Origin of the sequence: Kordia sp., from assembly GCF_965283645.1 — a bacterium.
GTDB lineage: Bacteria > Bacteroidota > Bacteroidia > Flavobacteriales > Flavobacteriaceae > Kordia.
This window is the reverse complement of record NZ_CBDIPG010000001.1, coordinates 5349348-5367058: the sequence shown is the minus strand read 5'-3', so window position 1 is coordinate 5367058 and position 17711 is coordinate 5349348. Positions and strand designations below refer to the sequence as shown.

The following is a 17711-nucleotide window of genomic DNA, read 5'->3' as shown; positions in this document are numbered from 1 at the left end:
TGATTTTAAATATATGAATACTCAAAACTTACTTTCGGAATACCAATTACGAATTCATAAACGTTAAGAAAAATGTATAAGCGTCACTAATAAAAAGTAATAGAATCTGTATATTAGCGTATTAATATTTCCCCAAAATATGATTCACAAATTTTATTTTTTAAAGAATTAGTAAATACACGCAGATGAAACTAAATACATCTCTAAAACTAAAAGCATTCAATTTACAAGAAATCCTAATTGTACTCGCAATAATAGGAATCTTGTTATTATTAGCATTACCAAATTTGCTTCCATATATTTCTAAAACCAAAGCAATTGAAGCGCAAATACAGCTTAAAAGTTTATACACAGCGCAAACACAATATAGGTACTTATATGCTCGCTATAGTGACGATTTCAATGAGATTGATTTTGAAGCTCCTATAACCAGTGACAAAGGTGGAAATGCACGCTACAAATACGAAATTATTTCTGCCGAAGGAAACACATTCAAAGCACGCGCGGAAGCTATTGAAGATTTTGATGGAGACGGAATTTTCAATGTTTGGGAAATAGATGAAAAAGGAAACCCTAAACAAGTCATAAGAGATTGATAGTTTTTGTGAAAATCATATTAATAGTAGTACTTATGACTATATTTTTTCAAGACTTCAAAGAACGAAAAGTATATTGGTTTCTATTTGTAATCTTTTTTGGTTGCGCTGGATATTTATATCTAACCACTACTTTTTTTGAAATACTCTGGAGAACATCACTTATGAATTTAAGTGTGATTGGAATTATATTTTTAGTATTACATCTGTATGCAAAATTCAAACTAAAAACAGAACTAAAAGATGTATTTGGTATCGGTGATGCAGTACTATTTGTTGGACTTTGTTTAGCTTTTCCTGTTACTTCTTTTATTATACTCTTTGTATTCTCATTATTGTTTTCACTCTTAGTTCATTTAATTTTAAAACAAAAAGTTAAAGAGCAAACTGTACCATTAGCAGGGTACATGAGTCTATTTTTCACTTTTGTGTATTTGTTTCATTGGATAGGTTTTATCCCTAATATATACAGTATTTAATTGTGGAAACTCAAGACTACAACATAGCGGTATCATTACAACAATTAATTAGCGCCTCGCAAGCGTATCATTATCGTATTATACCTGTGTCTAATGTTAACGATTCTATTACATTTAAATCGGAATCAGTACATGAAACCTTAAAAAAAGAACTATCAATAGTTTTCAATACCAACATCAATCTAATTGTTGAAACGTCCGAAAATATTGAAAAATACTTAGCAACAAACTTTCGAAAAACAGCTAGTAACAAAGCAGAAGCATTACACTATACCGAAGATTTTTTAGAGAAAATCATTATTGCCGCAAAAGATATTGGAAGTAGTGATATTCATTTCGAACCTTATGAACATTCGTGTAGAATTCGTTTTCGATTGGATGGAAAATTAAAAGAACAATACATAATTCCTGCTTCAGAATATCCTGTGATTATTAATAAAATAAAGATAAAAGCGCAACTTGATATCTCAGAAAAACGGTTACCGCAAGATGGACGTATCACCATAAATAATATCCAAGGCGAATTTGACATTCGTGTATCTTCCCTGCCAACGTTACATGGTGAGAAAATTGTACTTAGAATCTTGAGTAAAGATGCAAATCACATCAATATTGAAGAATTAGGATTCTCTAAAGATGAATTGTACACTTACAAAGAAATAATTAAAAAACCGAATGGAATTATTCTAATTTCGGGTCCGACAGGTTCAGGAAAAACCACCACATTATACGCAACATTAAAATTGCTGAATGATGCTGAGACGAATATCTTAACCATTGAAGATCCTATTGAATATACACTTGAAGGTATCAATCAAGTACAACTCAAAGAAAACATCGGACTCGATTTTTCAAGTACACTTCGCACATTTTTACGTCAAGATCCTGATGTGATTATGGTTGGAGAAATTAGAGATTCAAAAACCGCAAATATGGCAATTCGTGCTGCATTAACAGGACACTTGGTATTATCTACTATACATACCAACTCTGCTTGGGCAACGATCTCACGATTGATCGATATGGATATTCCTCCGTTTTTGATTGCCAGTACACTCAATATGAGTGTTGCACAACGCTTGGTCAGAAAACTTTGTAACGCTTGTAAAAAAGAAGCTTCTATCCACAAAGCAACTTTACCTAAAGGGTTTTCCATGCCAAAAGATGTTGTAACGCATCATGTCGCTGTTGGTTGTAATGCTTGTTATCAAACAGGATATTTAGGGCGAAAAGCCATTTATGAAATCATTCCTATTGATACAGGATTGATAAATCAGATCAAACAAAACGAAACAGAAATTTCAGACTATCTGATAGAAAAAAATATACATACACTAAAAGACAATGCAATTGTACTTATCAAAGATGGAACGACCTCAATTGATGAAGTATATGCATTACTTTCAAATTAAAATATAATGAAGAAAATCATTCTTATCATACTTGTATGCGTCGTCCAATTCACAGCATTTGGACAAGAACCAGCGCGTATTGAAGCGATTAAAAACCAAATAGAAGCATTAGCTATTGATAATGTTGGACTTACTGAAAATGTAAAAACGGATATAAGTGTCACTAATGTTTCACTCAGTAGTTTCTTATTAGCTGTTGCAGATGTACACAAACTTAATTTTAATATCTCATCAGAACTAAATAAAATATCTATCGCTACAAACTTTCCAAATGTAACGGTAGCAGATTTGTTGGTTTTTCTTTGTAAAGAACATGAACTTACTATTGAATTTACAGGAAATATTCTATCTATCAAAAAATATATAAAACCATTAGAAAAAGTTCAAGCAAAAGAAATTCCTATTCAATTTGATCTTAAAACAGAACGTATAAGTTTAGACATTAAAAATGATTCGCTATATACTGTTTTTAAGAAAATAATGGATAAGACAGGTAAAAATTTAGTGTTTTCTCCAGGCTTAGAAAATAGAATGTTAACCTTTTATATCAAAGATGCTTCGTTTGATGATGCGATGGAAAAACTCGCTTTTGCCAATACACTTTTTATGGAAAAGACAAGCAACGGTTTTTACATGTTTGAAGATGATACACAACCCGTTGCTACCAATGGACAGACAAATACACAAGTACAACGTTCACCAAGAAGAAGAAAAGCAAACTTTAACTTTAAGATATTAGATGCCAAACGTAAAATTGTAGAAGTAGATTTTGTTAATACACCTGTTGATGCAGTAGTACATGATATTGCAAATGCGCTGAATGTTGATATATTTACGGCAACACCACTTACCAATGCAGGTGTTGCAAGTGTAAAATCTAAACGTATCTATTTTGACGATTTGCTTACAACCATGTTTGAAAGTAGTCAAACGCAAATCACAACAACAACAAACTCAGGAAATACACGTTCAGGAAATGGAAATGGACGATCAAATACGAACACTCAAAATGTAGCTACAAATACTTCATTTTTCACCTTTAAAAAAGATCGAAATGTATACATATTTGGAACAGCAAATCAACTGAGTTTACGTGAAATATCTATTATTCCACTAATGCATCGTTCCATAGAATTATTAACAGATTCTAACGGAAGTAATTCCACAAGAGCACGTAGCAGTAATGTTGGTCAAAACTCAGGTTTTGGAGGTGGAAACCAATTTGATTCATTCTCAAATGGCGGAAGTTCTGGTCGAACAACATTAAGTACAACTGGACAATCTACACAAGGAAATGGTCTTGGAAATACCAACAATAGTAAAGCAGAAGCACTTATTAATATCTTACCTGCAGATTTGATTAGTGACTTACAAATTGAAGCTGATTATGAACTCAATAGTTTCTATGTAAGTGGACCAAGTTCAAGTGTGGTACGTTTTCGAAATTTCATTGAAAAAATAGACAAACCTGTTCCTGTTATCTTAATTGAGGTAATGCTTATTGATGTGAGTAAATTATCCGTTGTAGACACAGGAATTAGTTGGGGAATTGGAGAAGAACCTAAACAAACTAGCGGAAGTATTTTCCCTACTACAAATTTGAATTTGGGAGCAAATACAATCAATCGTGTTATTGGTGGTTTTGATGGCTTCGGTTCGTTTAATTTGGGTAAAGTTGTACCTAATTTCTTTGCAAACATTTCGGCTATGGAAAAAGATGGTGATATTAAAATTCGTTCTACGCCAAAAATATCAACTTTAAATGGTCATCGAGCTACTTTATCAAATGGAACAACTTCATATTATGCCGTTACGCAACGTAATATTTACGGAACAGACAATCCGCAAACCTCAGAAATCACAAATTACTATCCTATTGACGCAGAACTCGGAATCTCTATAAAACCAACAGTTTCAGGAGATGGACAAGTAACACTAGATATCTTTGTAATTCAATCCTCTTTTGGAACTAGAATTAGTGATGATGCGCCGCCAGATATTAGTTCAAGAGAATTTAGATCAATCATTAGAATGCACGATCAAGACATTGCCGTATTAGGAGGAATTGAAGCAAAAGAAAAAAGAGACGAAGGAGATGGCGTTCCGTTTTTATCAAGAATACCTATAATTAAATGGCTTTTTAGCAAGCGTACACGAAAGGATTCTAAATCAAAATTAACAGTACTTATAAAACCAACAGTAATTTACTAATGGTTGCTAAACTAAAAACATATCTGTTATTTGGCAATACCTATTGCGGCATCGAACATACTAACAAGTCTTGTATTGAAACAGTTTTGTTGCAAAAGAAAAAGAACACGCTTGAAATTAGTGATTCTTTCAAAGGTGAGACAGTTGAAGAAATTGCAGGAAAACTACCTAAAAAGCAACATGCGTTCTTAATTGTCAATAACAATGAAGTTTTAAGTAAACACATTAAGAGTAATGAAAAAGAAAGTAATCGTTTACTATTCAATGCGTTTCCAAGTGTTTCATTAAATGAATTTTATTATGAAATAAATTCAAATCAAAACTATCATACAATTTCTATTTGTAGAAAATCAATTGTTGATAAGTTCATTGATGAATATAAAAAACACCATATTAGCATTATTGGTTTTTCGCTTGGCAATACGAATGTCTCCCTTGTAAATAGCCTTATAGATAATGCAACATATTATACTTCTAATGCCTTAATAACAAAGGAAAATGATGTAATTACAGAAATTCAACTTTTTGAAGAAACGCCAAAACAATCGTATGAAATCAATGGTTTGCGTATTCAAAACACACAATTACTAGCTTTCTCAGGAGCTTTGTCATTCATTACACAAACAAAAGAAGCTGTTTCTAACTTTGAAGAAAAAGAATTGAGTTTGTTGCAAAACTTCAAACAACAACGTTTTTTTAGTCAGTTTCTTTTATCTGGATTAGGTTTTGTACTCATGATTTTATTAGTGAATTTTTTTGTCTTTAGTTCTTACTATACTGAAGTAGAAATGTTGAAAGAGACATCACAAGTAAATGTGATTAAAAAAGATAAATTATTAAAGCTAAAAGTATCCACGGACGAAAAGCAAAAAATGGTTGATGATATTTTGAAAAATGCAACATCGAGAAGTTCATATTATATTGATAAAATAGCGTTATCACTGCCAAATACGATACAATTATCAGAATTGAATTATCAACCTATTGTCAAACGAATAAAAAAAGAAAAACCAGTTGAATTACAGAAACATACCATTGTAATTTCTGGAATTTCAACTGATAGTGATTTATTTTTAAATTGGATTCATACACTAGAAAGTTTTGATTGGATTCTACATGTGACACCAATAAATTATGGTTCAACAGCAAAAAACAGTACAAATTTTGGTTTAAAAATACAGTTATCACATGAATAATATCCTAAAAAACAGATTGCTCATTGGCGGATTCATAGTTGTATTATTTATCTGTTATAAATTTGCTATTGCGAATACTGTTGAGTTGAAAGATGAATATAATAAGCTCTCCAAGCAAGAAGAACTATTTAAAAATACACCAAAACAAATTGCACTATTAAAAAAGAAAGAACAGTATTACGACTCTTTATTACAGGTATATAAAATTGGCGGAACCTCATTGCAAAATAACATCCTAAATACTGTCACAACATTTTCAAATAAGCACAATTTAAAAGTGGTTGATTTTTCAGAACCTCATACGTATGTAAATAAATCTCTAAAAATAAATTCCTACTCTTTTACTGTAGAAGGACATTTCAATTCCATATTACAACTCATTTACACATTAGAACAAAAAACGAAATATGGTGAAATTGTAAGTGTTTCGTATGAAAAAAAGAAAAACTACCGAACGGGAACTTCATACTTGCAAGCTACAATTCTATTGCAAAGTTTTGGGTAGTTAGCATCATCACAAATGCTCTTCTCTGATTGATGAACTAGCGCCATAGTAATGTGATTATTCTTTTTATTTATCTACTCAAAACACTTTCCTATAAAAAATCTCCTTTCTAAATCTTTAGTTTCTTCAAAATAAATTATAGATTTTTTAGATCCCAATTTCATTTTTTTTACAACTCAAAACTATTTTATCTCAGTAATAGAAAGCTATTTCTTTTGATGTAATTCCTTTTTCAAAAAGAAAGTATAGATTCATGAATCTATTCTACGGATTCATGAATGTTACTTTTTTTGAGTTGTAAATTCATGTTTTTAGATGTTGCTTTGTTGTAATAACAAAAGAGGTTTCGAGTGTGTTTTAAATCTTCATTTTAGCATTAATGCTTTAATCTCATTAATTATGAAAAATAAATTTTAAATATTAGAATTCAACGAAACAAAGAGAATATTCAATAATCTGAGTGTTGAGAGATTTAGTATTTTTTTTGAAGTTTTTTTTGTCAACTCATTAATATTTAGAAGTCAATTTAATAAACTCATTAAACATTAATTTTTAAAACTATTAGTATGAAAAAAAAGAATCTTAAAATTTTAGCACTAAAGAAGAAGTCAATTTCAAACTTTCAACCAGAAATAAATGGAGGGAAAATTGGGACTTTTACATTTTTCTGTACAACTAGTATAATTACACTCCTCTGTCAAACACAATTTAATGATACATGTTATGATTGTCTAAGTGATGATTCATGTAGAAGTATTGATACATGTACAGCTTAAAAATATTCAATTCTGATTTATTTTTAATGTAAAAAATGTAACACAGGAATTTAAATATAAGAGGACGGGCACAATGTTCATCCTTTTATATTCTTCATTTTAACCTCCTAAAACAGTTCCCAACTTGAACATTGGTAAATACATTGCTATTAAAATAACTCCAACCATAATTCCAACAAACACAATAATAAGCGGTTCCATAATAGTAGACATCATTTTGGATTGTCGTTGTACTTGTTCATGATATTGGGTATTTAACCGATCAAAAATAAATTCTGTTTGATTTGTCTGTTCAGAGACCTTTACCAATGCAATCATTTTATCACTAAAAATAGCATGAGAAGCTAAACTTTCACTAAGTGTTGCTCCTCTGAGAATTGAAGCTTCTACTGTATGCAAAGCATCTTGCAATGGATAGAATTTAATCATCTTTTTTACAAGCTGAATACTATTTACAACAGGAACTTTAGATGCAGATAATAAAGCAATAGCTTGTGTAAATTGTGATAAATATACTGTTTTTATAAAGTTTCCAAAAAATGGAATTTTTAAAATAAATTGATCTTTAAAACGACGATACCATTCTTTTTCATTGAACAAGAAACGAGAAGCAAAAAGAAGAATAATTGCTCCAATTACTAGTAATCCATACGATTTCACAAATTCTGAAACACTGACAATAAATTTTGTAATCCAGGGTAATTCTACTTTGTTTTGCCTAAAAATATCTTGAAACATAGGCACAACAAATTGAAGCATAAACAAGACGACTAAAAATGCGGTTGTAAAAACGATTATTGGATACGTAAGCGCACTAATTACGTCTCTACGTTGTTGATTCTTTCTAGCAAAAAATGCGCCTAATTGTTTTACAACAGCAGACAATGTTCCAGTTTCTTCTCCTATCTTTATGGAATAATATTCGTATTCGCTAAACGCTTTGTGAGTTTTAATAGCGTTGGACATACTTTTTCCTTCCACAAGATCAGTAACAATAACATCCAGAATCTCCTTTGCATTTTTTTTCTTTTGAGAATTGGAGAGTAATTCCAGTCCTTCTTTTAAAGATACACCAGCGCTCAATAAAACGCTCAATTCAGTATAAAAATCTTCTTTAAGTTTAATGGAAAAACCATTTCCAAAAAGAACAATTTCTTTTTGTAAAATAGCAGACCATTCCGATTTATCGGATTTAACTGTTGTCTTTTTTTGCTCTATGTTTTTTAGATCAAAACTCATGGATTCATGTATAGTGTTGCGTCATTTCGTTTACTGATAAAAATAGCTCTATGTTGATACTCTTTTTCTGTGATAAATTTAAAAGCATCAATTTTATCACTTGTCGTTTCTTTTCCTTCAAAATAGAATAATTTTTCTGAGAGCGATACTGTAAAAGTGTCAATATCTTTTATAATATATGCCTTTTCTAATGCATAAGTAACCGTATCTATTTCAGAAATAAAATGTAGTTTTTCTTCATAAGTATCATATTGAATACTATTTGATCTATTTGTATCAATCCAAAGTGACTGTTCCAATAAAGTAACATTGGTTGAGTTTTCAAAATTACGTTGAATCGAATACATATGTTTTTGAACCAATTGCAATACAGAAAACGCAAGCCCAACCACAATAACAGTAAGTAAAACGACAATAATCATTTCACTTAGTGTAAAGGCTTTTATTTTATGAACTTCTTTATTCATATCGTTCAATTCGAATCGTTCTTTTACTCTCTTTGTGTGTAGCTTCAAAAACAACTTTTTTAGATTCTCTATCTACAGAAATAATCCAATCTTTAAATGTATCATCATATGGAATTTTTATTTGTGCATGCTCTGACAAATAAATGAGTTCTGATAAGTGCGTTTGCACTTGATTTGTATCGTGCTTGATAGTATTATTAAAAAGTGAATTTAGCAAAAAGCTTGAAATCATAAAAATGAGCACAATGATAACCGTAGCAACTAAGGTTTCCATGAGCGTAGATGCTTTTATTTTTTTTAATACAACCATTTTGCTACTTTATAATCAAGATTTTCAAATGGAAAACCTACATACGAATCCATCAGTTCTGTGCTTGAAATAGTTCCTTTATAAATATGATTTTGATATACCGAACCAAATTGTTTAGTGATAAATCCGCTAGTGTACACACTTCCGTAAACGCTTCCAATTAATTCCATTTGTTGCTGACAATACACAAATCCTTCAATAATAGTATTTTTTGTGACAAGCAATTGTGGTTCAAATCTGTTATTCGTTTTATCTTGTAAATAACAAATCATTCCTCTGATGGTTGTATTTTCATCGATAAAAATATGTTTTTTCACTTCTTGATTCGAATTGCTTTCAAGATCATCTTCCGCACGTATCACAAGTGCAGAAGGATAAGTTAGCATACAATTTTTTCCAATAGTTATATTTATACTAGCAATTGCCTGAAAAACACCATTGGTATTGTCTTCAATTTCAATTTCTGGTGCAATTATCAATACATCTTTTAATACACTAGAAGCCGCTATTTTTACTTTTGTATCTGAACGGACAATGATATTTCCTATAAGTTTTACATTAAAGATCGCTAATAACCCTTTTGCATAGATTGTTTTTGTAGGTTTCGTAAAAGAATTTGTATAGCTTTTATTTACCTGAATGTCTATATAATCTTCATTTGAAATTGGAAGTGACATGTGTTGTAACACCTCTATTTGATCTACAAGTTTTTTAGGAAGCTTTGGTAGCGTCTCATTACTTCTTAAAATGTTTCCATAAATTAGTTGACTACCATAATACGAATTCCCCGAAATATTTCCTGCACGCACACCTCTTTTTGGAAGGTATGCTTTTCCTTGAATTTTAGTATTACCAACCAGTATAAGTGATCTGTTGGTTTCTTTTAGATATAAACTCGTTCTATCTGTAACAGTTTGCCAGCCGCTAACGAGTGCTATTTTTTCAAATGTTTTTGTTTTGGCTTTGCTTTGTGAATATACTTTCCCAAACATTCCCCAATAACTACGGTGATATTTTGAAGTGATATTTTTATCTTCATCAACAACTATAAAACTTGTGTCGCGTGCTGTAGAAAAATCTTGTAGACTATAATTAATTGTATTATCCGCTTGTTGAATGGTTTCAATAAGTAGATCGGATTTTTTAGCAAACAACGTATGTGAATTTACAAGTATCACAAATACAGCTAGCAATACAGCAATGATTGCCGAAATCAAGATGGCAAATTGCAATGACCCTGCTTTTAGTTTGTGTAGTTTCATATATTAATGCTGAATAGTAACTTCTTTTCGTTTTCCTTTATAAGAAATTAAGACTGATTTTTTAGTTCCTTTGACAAGTCGAATACTATCAATTTCTTTTCCAACCTTAAAAAGTTGTTGTGTTCCATTAACTTCAATTATATAAATGTTATTAGAACTTTTTTGTTTAGAGATAACTCCTTTATAAACCACTTTTGGAAATACAATAGTTTTGTTATTTTTAGTAGTTTTTTTTCCTGTAGTTGCCCCTCTCCTTTTTTGATAGGGCTTATTTAAAAAAGGGTCATGATGCGCAGGGCTAATACTAAATGTGTCTTTGACAATATGTTGTTTAGGCGTAAAAGAAACCATTCCGTTTGAAGTAGTTATGAGTTCTTCATCTGGATTCAATTTTGTGTAAACTTGATATCCAATCGTTCCCCAAATACCTAAAACAATACCTAATAATATATATGTTTTTACTTTTTTATTCATTATTCTATTGTGAATGAATACGTTGTATACGGTGTTTCATAGCCACTATTTATTGCTCTAACGCGCCATTCATATGAATTAGTGGCTTCCAACTCTACAGAAATTGAATTTTGAGTAATTGTAGAATTTAATATCACTTCTACTGCATTCTCAAAATCTGGACGCGCAACTTGTATCTGGTAACTTTCTGCATCTTCAACACTTTCCCATGACAATGTTAATGATGTAGTATTCAGTGTTACATTATCGGCAGGAGCAAGCAATTCAACAGTATTACTTGAAATATCTGACACTTCTATAATATCTGAACAACTTGAAATAGTTATGACTAATAAAAATAGATATATGTATTTTTTCATTGGTACATTTATAATTTAAAATAATTTTCTTTTTGAGTAGCTTTGGAAGCTTTTTTATAGGTATTGGCTGGACAACTTTCCGCATTACTTACAATATCGCCAATGATAAGTTTGTGCCTGTCATTTTCTTTCCAACAAAACCCCGAAAGTTGATAGGCAAAAACAACACCATTATTAAATTCTAGTTGTTCTTTTTTTCCATCTAAACTTTTCAGTTCTAAACTAAATTTCTTTGTGGCTGATTGAATCAGAAAAACTTCATCTGCCGCACTAATTTTTTTCAGTTCTTTTTCAGAAAATGCAATTGCAATACTGGTAACTAATTGTGCTCTTTCTTTTGTTTCAAGATATGAGCGAAGGCCAACATTTGTTTTATTGTTTAATTGATCTGTTATCGATACACGGTCAAGAAATTGCAAGTATACATATTGCGGTTTACTTTGTAAAGAGTCTTCATATGTAAGATTTACTTTTTTATGCAGCGTATTTGCTTTTTGAAACGCTTTAAATGTCTGCTTCGAAAACGAAACAGGTTGCACATACAATTTCAATTCTTTTTTAAAAGATGGTATCGCAACACTTTCAAAACTCTTATGCAACATATTGTCATGTACTATTCCTATAGCGCCTAGTTCTACAGGGGTTTCTGTTACTAGTTGCGGTTGTTGATTTACCGATATACTTTTACAACTTATAATTGTTAAGAGAGCAATAAAGCTATATAAACACTTTTTCATGTATACAATTTTTATAAAATTACTCAAAGATATTTGAATTGAAGAAAATAATGTATAAACGTTGTGTTTTTTGTATGAGCGTTTAGTTTTTCTAATCCTTTATGTTAGCTAAAATAAATAATCCTTTAAAATTAAAGTTCAGAAAATTTAAACAGTTTATGCGTTAGTATCTCTATATCATAGAAATTTATTCCATTTGTATTATTCAAGATTGGTCTATTATTATTCTTAAGTTCAATTCAAAATTAAACTTGTTATGATTGAAGCGTTTTTTATGGGTATTAGTTTTATGAATTACATTTCGAATTACGAACTGTACTAACAAGTACCTCAAAAGCATTATATAGATAAGAAAGTAGTGATCAAAGCAGTTAAAAATTTAGGTATTTTTTGCTAAAAATGCATTGAAACGGTGTTCCTAGGAAAAAAAGCCATTTTTTCCTTTTCTGCGAATTCTCCAAAAACAAAAAAAACTCCTCATAATGAGGAGTTTATAAAAGGGTGAAAGACCGGGTTCGAACCGGCGACCCTCGGTACCACAAACCGATGCTCTAACCAGCTGAGCTACAATCACCATTTGTTTTGCGGATGCAAATATATGATATTTTAATTCTCATACAAAGCATTTATTTAATTTATTTCACATTATTTTTTATCTACTTGATTTTAAAAAAGTTGCCAATATGGTACATTTCCAAAACAAGTGCCTGTATAGTTAAAAATGGTTGCATTGAATTGAAATGTATGCTCATTTATCTCATACAAAGGAATGGAAAGAAAAATCAAAGTCAAAACTATTGCTACAACCTTAAATCGCAATGAAAATCTACGTGGATTAGACGCATACTGAAATCGTAACGGGTCATAAATGTGTTCTTGTTCCATATCTCAGCGTATTAAATTAAATCATCTAAAGAGTTTACCGCAACATACCGTTCTACAGTGAAGCCTTCAGCGTAATTAACGCCAATTAAACGACCTAAATCTCTTGCGCGATAGTTTATACTATCTATAAAATTTTTGCTCGTTATAGGCGTTTCTGCTTCGTTACTTTTCGGATCATAGAATTGTGAACTGTATGCCATCACAGCATCATGCTTTTTACCTATAAACCCTGAAACATCAACTACGAAATCTGGTTCTATATTTTTCCATTGAATGTAATGATATACATGTTTCGGTCGCCATTTTTCTTGAATTTCTCCTTCAAGTTGAGTTTCAATTTTTAATAATCCACTTAAAAAACATGCGTCACTTACCAATTGACTTCCTTTTCCGTGATCTATATGACGATCATCAATTGCATTGCACAACACGATTTCTGGTTGGTATTTGCGAATCATTTTAATGATTTCCAATTGGTGTTCCTTATCATTTTTGAAAAATCCATCTGCGAAAGCCAAATTCTCTCTTACTGCTACACCTAGTATTTTAGCGGCATTCGCGGCTTCAATATCTCGTAAATCTGCAGAACCGCGTGTTCCAAGTTCTCCGCGAGTCAGATCGAGAATACCTACTTTTTTTCCGTTGAAAATTTCTTTTGCAACAGTTGCACCACAACCCAATTCTACATCATCAGGATGCGCTCCAATTGCTAATATGTCTAATTTCATATATTCTTTTCCTTTAATACAAAACTACGGTATTTTGTCTGATGAACTGAAAAATACGTGTATTTCATCAAGTTTAGTCTCCTTCTGTTGTATCTTCCAATTGATCATACAACAATTGTAAACTTTCCTTTATTTCTGTAATTCCAAATACAAACGCATGTCGAAACATATTCTGTTCAACATTATCACTATCCACATTTACTTCTCCTTTAATTTTTTCAACCAAATCTGAAAAATCATCCATGTCTTCCTGTGCAATAGTTTTTCTATTCACCATTTGTTTGATCAATTCAGAAGCATGTTTTTTTAGTTTTTCTGTATCATTTTTAATTCCTGCATTATCATCTAAAATTGTAGTATCTGCACTTTCGGCAACGCGATGAATAATCAAAATAGAATTATATAATTTTTCTGTTGCATCAATTTGATCAAAAACTCTTTGTGTATCGCTCAAACGAATAACCTTCGCTGCTCCTTTTGCTTTTCCCAAACTAGTATGAAAATCATCTGCTATATTCTTTGCATCATCTTTATCATCAGATTTTGTATTCCGATACGCAACTTCAAATCGTTTTGAAGCAGCATTCAAAGCTTTCCGTAAATGTTTATTTGCACGTTTACTCGCTTTTTCAGGCCATATAATAGCAGTACATACTAAACCAACTACAATTCCGATAGCAATAGCAAATAATCGATCTAAAGACATACCTATAGCTTCTCCTTCTGATGCTAATGAAATTGCCACAACCGCCACAACTCCATAGCGCCAACTTGGATGAATACTCGCTACTCCAGTCATAATAAAGATTCCTATTAACAATGAAATAGCAGTACCAAATCCCCACGGAATAAGGCTTATAAATATAAAACCAATGATACTTCCTGCAATTGTTGCTAAAACTCTTCCTTTTGCATTACTAAAAGTATCACCAATACTTGGTTCAACAATAAGTACTGCCGAAAGCACTGCTAAGAACACTTCTGGCAATCCAAACGATTCCATAACAGTAAAAGCAAGTGCCGCAGCTATGGAAGACTGTAACGCCAAACGAAATGCATCACGAAGTTTATCTCGTGTGAGTTCTACGGGGATATTTTTAAATATTTTTTGAAAAATACTCATGGAAACAGCATACAATTTTATTCTGTAAAGATACTTGCATTTTTTGATATTTAATGCTAAGTATTGTCAAGCAAGAATTATCTCAGAAATGAAAAAACCTCAACCAAAAATGATTGAGGTATTTCGTAATGAATATAAATTTACTTCTTCTTCGATTTTTTAATCGCTTGTTTAATGTCTGCAATAATGTCTTTTCGCGTTTCAATTCCTACCGAGAAACGTATCAATCCGTCCGCAATTCCTTGTTTTTTTCGTTCTTCAGGCGTTAATAGTGCATGTGACGTTTTTGTCGGACTTAACATCGTACTTTCTACGCCAGCTAAACTCATAGATGGTTTGATTAATTTTAACGATTTGAAAAATGTTGAAACATCATAATTAGATGTTAATTCAAACGACATCATTCCGCCAAAACCTGTCATTTGTGATTTTGCCAATTCATAATCGTTGTGCGATCGTAATCCAGGATAATACACCTTCGCTATCGCTGGATTTTTTTCTAAATAACTAGCCAACTTTAAAGCATTTCTGTTTTGTTCCTTTACACGAATTCCTAACGTTTTCATACTTCTTTCCAACATCCACACGGTAAAATCGCTTAAACTTCCACCTAGATTTTTTCCCAATTGAAATATACGATCCATGTGTGCTGCGGAAGCGGCTACAGCTCCAGCCAAAATATCACTATGTCCACCAAAATACTTGGTTGCACTGTGAATTATGATATCAATTCCCATCGTGGCTGGCAACTGATTTACGGGACTTGCAAACGTATTGTCAATCATGGAAACCAAATTGTGCTTTTTGGCAAGTTTGGCAATTTTTCTAATATCTGTAATCTTCAATAAAGGATTGGAAGGCGTTTCAATGTAAATCACTTTTGTGTTTTTCTTAATTGCCTTTCTAAAATCTTTGATCGCCAAGCTTTCTGTAAACGTATATTCAATTCCATATTTGTCAAATTCTTCTAATACCAAATTCATCGTTCCGCCATACAAGGCATTTTGCAATACAATATGATCACCTTTGTGTAAAAAAGCTAATAAACTCGTACTTATAGCCGCCATTCCGCTTCCAAAAATCATAGCGGCTTCTGTATGTTCTAACGCAGCTACTTTTTTACTTAGTGCTTCTTGGTTTGGCGTATTAAAATAGCGCGGATAACGCTTTACATCTACATCATCAAACGCGTATGAACTACTCATATACAAAGGAGATACAGCTCCTTTAAACTGTTCATCTTTTACTTCTCCTGTATGTGTGCAGACGGTATTGACTCCTAAATTTTTCTTGTTCATGAACTTAATTTTGTTGCTCCTAAATTACAAAACTACGGTGTATAAACCTAGACTTTAACAGCTTTCCATTTTCCTCTTTTAAAGATTAACATTCCAACAATTGCAATTAAAATTTCTGCGGCAGTTATTGCCCAAAACACTCCTTTTGGACCAAATTCAAAGTGAATTGCCATCAAATATGCAAACGGTAATTGAAACAACCAAAAACATAAAAAGTTGATGTATGTTGGTGTTTTGGTATCTCCTGCGCCATTAAATGATTGAATTATTACCATGGCATATCCATAGAAAATATAACCTGCGGCGACAATTTGTAAGCATAATGCGCCATTGACTACAACAACCGTTTCTGAAGTGAATAATTGAATGATTTCTTTGGCAAATACTAGATAGATTATAGAAACAATTCCCATAAACCAAGCATTGTATTTTCCAGTTTTCCAAACAGACGCTTCCGCTCTTTCAGGTTGTTTTGCGCCTAAGTTTTGTCCAACTAATGTTGCGGCGGCATTACTCATTCCCCAACATGGCAAAAGTGTAAACATGACAACCCTAATGGCAATTGTATATCCTGCTAAAACATCACTTCCAAATTCAGACATAATACGCATTAGAAATATCCAACTAGACGTTCCAATGATGAATTGTCCAATCCCGCCAAGGGAAATTTTTAGAAGACTTAACATGATTTTTGATTGAATTACCAAGTTTTTAAACTTGATTTTAATCACGCTCGCACCATAAAAAAGAATTCCTAATTGAAATAGGACAGCACTTCCACGACCGATAGTTGTAGCAATTGCGGCGCCTTCGACTCCAAAAGCTGGAATTGGTCCAAATCCGAAAATAAATATTGGATCTAATAAGATGTTCAGTCCGTTGGATAATATCAACGCTTTCATTGCTATAGATGCATTTCCGGCGCCTCTAAAGATTGCATTGATCAGAAATAGCAACATAATGGTCATATTTCCACCAAGTAAAATTTGCGTATACCCATATCCTTCTTCTATAAGTTCTGGTTCGCCGCCCATGAGTCCTAAGATTTCTTTTGGATAGATAATTCCTATTATGCTGACAATACTTGCTATTAAAACTCCCAAAAACAGTGATTGAACGGCTACTTTTGAAGCGCCTTCTGGATCATTTTCTCCAATTCTTCGCGCTACCATAGCTGTTGCCGCCATACTAACGCCAATTGCGACGGCATATACTAATGTAACGACAGATTCTGTAAGTCCGATAGTGGCTATAGCATTTGTGCTTATCTGAGAAACGAATGCTATATCTACAATGGCAAATATAGATTCCATCAACATTTCCAGAATCATGGGAATGGAAAGCATAAATATTGCTCTTCGAATGCTTCCTGTCGTAAAATTATTTTGTGTGCCTTTTAAAGCTTCTTTGAAATATGAATATAGTTGTTTGATTGAGATTTTATGGTCTTGTGACATTGTATAAAATTATATATTGAAATGTAGCGACTTCAAGAAAATTGAGTCACTTTAAAGGGTCAGCAAGCGCCGACGAGTTCCGAATATATACTACTTACAGTTCCATAAGAATACAAATATCGCTTTTTTTTTCGATTGTACAAATCTAAAAAAAGCGATATTATGATATTGGTACTAACTTGAGTCAGTCTACAAAA

19 protein-coding genes and 1 tRNA gene are annotated in these 17711 nt (G+C 31.8%); 7 read left to right on the top strand and 13 right to left on the bottom strand.

Features of this window, described 5'->3' with window-relative positions; all coding sequences use genetic code 11:
• The first annotated feature begins 185 nt into the window (after positions 1–185).
• The 7 genes from ACQ654_RS23600 to ACQ654_RS23570 all read left to right on the top strand — a co-directional run bounded on the left by ACQ654_RS23600 (position 186) and on the right by ACQ654_RS23570 (position 7175).
• Positions 186–596: a prepilin-type N-terminal cleavage/methylation domain-containing protein gene (locus ACQ654_RS23600; protein ID WP_430412807.1), complete on the top strand. Its 411-nt coding sequence runs from the start codon at positions 186–188 to the stop codon at positions 594–596.
• Between the two features lie 35 nt (positions 597–631).
• Entirely contained in the window at positions 632–1075 is a 444-nt protein-coding gene (locus ACQ654_RS23595; RefSeq protein WP_430412806.1) for a hypothetical protein, read from the top strand.
• 2 nt (positions 1076–1077) lie between these two features.
• The gene (locus ACQ654_RS23590; protein WP_430412805.1) at positions 1078–2487 is read left to right on the top strand and encodes a GspE/PulE family protein; all 1410 of its coding nucleotides are present in this window, start codon (positions 1078–1080) and stop codon (positions 2485–2487) included.
• A 6-nt stretch (positions 2488–2493) separates the two neighbouring features.
• Positions 2494–4698 (top strand): type II secretion system protein GspD, encoded by a 2205-nt coding sequence (locus tag ACQ654_RS23585; RefSeq protein ID WP_430412804.1) that lies wholly within the window; start codon positions 2494–2496, stop codon positions 4696–4698.
• Positions 4699–4787: 89 nt separating this feature from the next.
• A complete protein-coding gene (locus ACQ654_RS23580) occupies positions 4788–5894 on the top strand; it encodes a hypothetical protein (RefSeq protein WP_430412803.1) in 1107 nt (368 codons plus the stop codon).
• Positions 5887–6399, top strand: coding sequence for a hypothetical protein (locus ACQ654_RS23575; protein WP_430412802.1), 513 nt, complete (start codon positions 5887–5889; stop codon positions 6397–6399). Before ACQ654_RS23580 ends, ACQ654_RS23575 begins: the two co-directional genes overlap by 8 nt.
• Positions 6400–6965: 566 nt before the next feature.
• Complete coding sequence (locus ACQ654_RS23570) at positions 6966–7175, top strand: hypothetical protein (RefSeq protein WP_430412801.1); 210 nt, start codon at positions 6966–6968, stop codon at positions 7173–7175.
• Positions 7176–7274: 99 nt separating this feature from the next.
• Here the strand turns inward: ACQ654_RS23570 and ACQ654_RS23565 are convergent, their stop codons facing one another.
• The 13 genes from ACQ654_RS23565 to ACQ654_RS23505 all read right to left on the bottom strand — a co-directional run bounded on the left by ACQ654_RS23565 (position 7275) and on the right by ACQ654_RS23505 (position 17514).
• Positions 7275–8414: a type II secretion system F family protein gene (locus ACQ654_RS23565; RefSeq protein WP_430412800.1), complete on the bottom strand. Its 1140-nt coding sequence runs from the start codon at positions 8412–8414 to the stop codon at positions 7275–7277.
• Positions 8411–8881, bottom strand: a complete 471-nt coding sequence (locus ACQ654_RS23560; protein ID WP_430412799.1) for a PulJ/GspJ family protein — start codon at positions 8879–8881, stop codon at positions 8411–8413. Before ACQ654_RS23560 ends, ACQ654_RS23565 begins: the two co-directional genes overlap by 4 nt.
• Positions 8874–9191, bottom strand: coding sequence for a hypothetical protein (locus ACQ654_RS23555; RefSeq protein WP_430412798.1), 318 nt, complete (start codon positions 9189–9191; stop codon positions 8874–8876). The genes ACQ654_RS23560 and ACQ654_RS23555 overlap by 8 nt, the downstream gene beginning before the upstream one ends.
• Positions 9179–10453, bottom strand: coding sequence for a hypothetical protein (locus tag ACQ654_RS23550; protein ID WP_430412797.1), 1275 nt, complete (start codon positions 10451–10453; stop codon positions 9179–9181). Before ACQ654_RS23550 ends, ACQ654_RS23555 begins: the two co-directional genes overlap by 13 nt.
• Before the next feature lie 3 nt (positions 10454–10456).
• Complete coding sequence (locus ACQ654_RS23545; protein WP_430412796.1) at positions 10457–10927, bottom strand: hypothetical protein; 471 nt, start codon at positions 10925–10927, stop codon at positions 10457–10459.
• Entirely contained in the window at positions 10927–11286 is a 360-nt protein-coding gene (locus ACQ654_RS23540; protein ID WP_430412795.1) for a fibronectin type III domain-containing protein, read from the bottom strand. The genes ACQ654_RS23545 and ACQ654_RS23540 overlap by 1 nt, the downstream gene beginning before the upstream one ends.
• A gap of 8 nt (positions 11287–11294) precedes the next feature.
• Positions 11295–12023 carry a hypothetical protein gene (locus ACQ654_RS23535; protein WP_430412794.1) on the bottom strand — a complete coding sequence of 243 codons (729 nt, stop codon included), beginning with the start codon at positions 12021–12023 and terminating at the stop codon, positions 11295–11297.
• Positions 12024–12522: 499 nt separating this feature from the next.
• A tRNA-His gene (locus ACQ654_RS23530) sits at positions 12523–12598 on the bottom strand.
• Between the two features lie 91 nt (positions 12599–12689).
• Positions 12690–12908 (bottom strand): hypothetical protein, encoded by a 219-nt coding sequence (locus tag ACQ654_RS23525; RefSeq protein ID WP_430412793.1) that lies wholly within the window; start codon positions 12906–12908, stop codon positions 12690–12692.
• An 11-nt stretch (positions 12909–12919) separates the two neighbouring features.
• The gene (bshB1, locus tag ACQ654_RS23520) at positions 12920–13636 is read right to left on the bottom strand and encodes a bacillithiol biosynthesis deacetylase BshB1 (protein WP_430412792.1); all 717 of its coding nucleotides are present in this window, start codon (positions 13634–13636) and stop codon (positions 12920–12922) included.
• Between the two features lie 73 nt (positions 13637–13709).
• Positions 13710–14759 carry an FUSC family protein gene (locus ACQ654_RS23515; RefSeq protein WP_430412791.1) on the bottom strand — a complete coding sequence of 350 codons (1050 nt, stop codon included), beginning with the start codon at positions 14757–14759 and terminating at the stop codon, positions 13710–13712.
• Between the two features lie 140 nt (positions 14760–14899).
• Positions 14900–16057 (bottom strand): trans-sulfuration enzyme family protein, encoded by a 1158-nt coding sequence (locus ACQ654_RS23510; protein WP_430412790.1) that lies wholly within the window; start codon positions 16055–16057, stop codon positions 14900–14902.
• Between the two features lie 47 nt (positions 16058–16104).
• Positions 16105–17514 carry an MATE family efflux transporter gene (locus ACQ654_RS23505; RefSeq protein WP_430412789.1) on the bottom strand — a complete coding sequence of 470 codons (1410 nt, stop codon included), beginning with the start codon at positions 17512–17514 and terminating at the stop codon, positions 16105–16107.
• Between the last annotated feature and the right edge of the window lie 197 nt (positions 17515–17711).